Source organism: uncultured Limnohabitans sp., from assembly GCF_937889215.1.
Lineage (GTDB): Bacteria > Pseudomonadota > Gammaproteobacteria > Burkholderiales > Burkholderiaceae_C > Limnohabitans_A.
Map to the genome: position 1 here is coordinate 1 of NZ_CALBEX010000118.1, position 2481 is coordinate 2481.

General features: G+C 52.0%; 3 protein-coding genes. All 3 read left to right on the plus strand.

Annotated features, from left to right (window positions below):
* A partial coding sequence (gene leuC / locus Q0341_RS03065) for a 3-isopropylmalate dehydratase large subunit (RefSeq protein ID WP_299510470.1) occupies positions 1 to 1271 on the plus strand: 1271 nt, incomplete at its 5' end.
* A 28-nt stretch (positions 1272 to 1299) separates the two neighbouring features.
* Positions 1300 to 1959, plus strand: a complete 660-nt coding sequence (gene leuD, locus Q0341_RS03070; RefSeq protein WP_299510472.1) for a 3-isopropylmalate dehydratase small subunit — start codon at positions 1300 to 1302, stop codon at positions 1957 to 1959.
* Positions 1956 to 2481 (plus strand): isocitrate/isopropylmalate family dehydrogenase (locus Q0341_RS03075; RefSeq protein WP_299510474.1); only part of this gene is annotated, 526 nt, incomplete at its 3' end. The genes leuD and Q0341_RS03075, both read left to right, overlap by 4 nt.

Below are 2481 nucleotides of genomic sequence, written 5' to 3' on the forward strand. Positions count from 1 at the left end.
AGCTCGCCGATCGCAAGCCTTGGCGTGTCAGCGCCAACTTGGCGGTAGCCGACCACAATGTGCCCACCATCAACAGAGCTGGCGGCATTGACGACCCCATTTCCAAGTTGCAGGTCGATACTTTAGACAGCAACTGCGAAAAATTCGGTGTGACGGAATTTAAGATGAATGACCTGCGTCAGGGTATCGTTCACGTGATTGGCCCTGAACAAGGCGCCACATTGCCCGGCATGACGGTGGTGTGCGGTGATTCGCATACCAGTACCCACGGTGCCTTTGGTGCATTGGCTCATGGCATCGGGACTTCAGAAGTTGAGCATGTGTTGGCCACTCAAACACTGATGGCCAAAAAAAGCAAAAACCTGCTGATTAAAGTCGAAGGCAAATTGCCTGCAGGCTGTACGGCCAAAGACGTGGTTTTGCACATTATCGGCGTCATCGGAACTGCTGGTGGTACTGGGCACGCGATTGAATTTGGTGGCAGCACCATTCGCAATTTAACCATTGAAGGTCGAATGACCGTCTGTAACATGGCCATCGAAGCGGGCGCCCGCTCTGGCATGGTTGCGGTTGATGACAAAACCATTGATTACTTCCGTGGTCGTCCATTTGCGCCAAGCGGTGTGCTTTGGGATGCTGCTGTTCAATATTGGCAAACACTTCATTCTGATGAAGGCGCACACTTTGATCGTGTGGTCGAAATCAACGCGCAGGATATCGTGCCCCAAGTCACATGGGGCACATCACCTGAAATGGTGTTGCCTGTCGATGCCAAAGTACCAGACCCTGACAAAGAAAAAGACCCCGCTCGACGTTCAGGGATGGAGCGCGCACTCCTATACATGGGTCTTGAGCCCAACACACCGATCACCGCGATAAAAATTGACCGTGTGTTCATTGGTTCGTGTACGAATTCGCGCATTGAAGACCTGCGTGCCGCTGCTGCTGTGGCACGTGGCAAACGAGTAGCCGCGAACGTCAAGCAGGCCTTGGTGGTGCCAGGTTCTGGTTTGGTGAAGCGGCAAGCCGAGAAAGAAGGTTTAGACAAAATCTTTATCGACGCCGGTTTTGAGTGGCGTGAACCGGGATGTTCAATGTGCTTGGCCATGAATGCCGACCGTCTTGAACCTGGTGAGCGTTGTGCCTCGACGTCGAACCGCAATTTCGAAGGCCGGCAAGGACAAGGTGGCCGTACACATTTGGTGAGTCCATCAATGGCCGCTGGCGCTGCCATTGCCGGTCACTTCGTGGATATTCGTCGGCTGAGTTGAGCCAAGACTTCGTAAGGATATATTGAACATGGATGCATTTACTATACACAAAGGCTTGGTTGCACCGATGGATCGAGAGAACGTCGATACCGATCTGATCATCCCCAAGCAGTTTTTAAAATCGATCAAACGTTCAGGTTTTGGGCCCAATTTGTTTGATGATTTGCGCTATCTTGACCACGGCGAGCCTGGCATGGATAACACCAAGCGGCCGTTGAACCCTGATTTTGTGTTGAATCAATCACGCTACAAAGGCGCCTCAGTCCTTTTGGCGAGAAAGAACTTTGGCTGCGGATCAAGCCGTGAGCATGCCCCTTGGGCGCTGCAACAATTCGGTTTTAGGGCTGTGATTGCGCCATCTTTTGCAGACATTTTCTACAACAACTGCTTTAAAAATGGTCTTTTGCCCATTGTTTTGACTGAACTTGAAGTGGCTCGTTTGTTCGACGAGGTGCAAGGTTTTAACGGTTACGAACTAACCATTGACCTACCCGAACAATTGGTGCGCACAGGCGACGGCCGAGCCTACGCTTTTTCAATTGATGCCTTTCGCAAAGAATGCTTGCTTAAAGGACTCGATGAAATTGGTTTAACACTGAAGCATGCTGACAAGATCCGTGCATTTGAAGCCGAACGCTTGGCGCGCCATCCTTGGTTGAATGTGCAACCGGTGGGAGTGGGTCGATGAGTCACCGAATTGCTGTGTTGCCCGGTGATGGCATCGGTCACGAGATCATTGAGCAAGCCATTCGGGTTTTAACGGCCCTTAACTTGCCCTTGACGCTTGAACATGCCCCCGTCGGGGGGACGGCGTTTGATTTGCACGGTCATCCCTTGCCGCCGGCAACGCTTGCGCTCGCGCAATCAAGTGCCGCTGTCTTGTTTGGTGCAGTGGGCGATTGGAAGTACGATAAATTGCCACGCGAACATCGCCCAGAGCAAGCGATTTTGGGTTTGCGCAAGGCCATGGGTTTGTTTGCCAACTTCCGTCCAGCAATTTTGTATCCTGAACTTGCGAATGCCTCATCGCTCAAGCCTGAGGTCGTATCAGGGCTAGACCTGTTGATTCTTCGTGAATTGACGGGTGACATTTATTTTGGGCAGCCTCGTGGCATTCGAAATGCGCCAGACGGCGCTTTTAAAGGTGAGCGTGAGGGTTTTGACACCATGCGTTACGCCGAATCCGAAATCCGCCGAATTGCCCATTTGG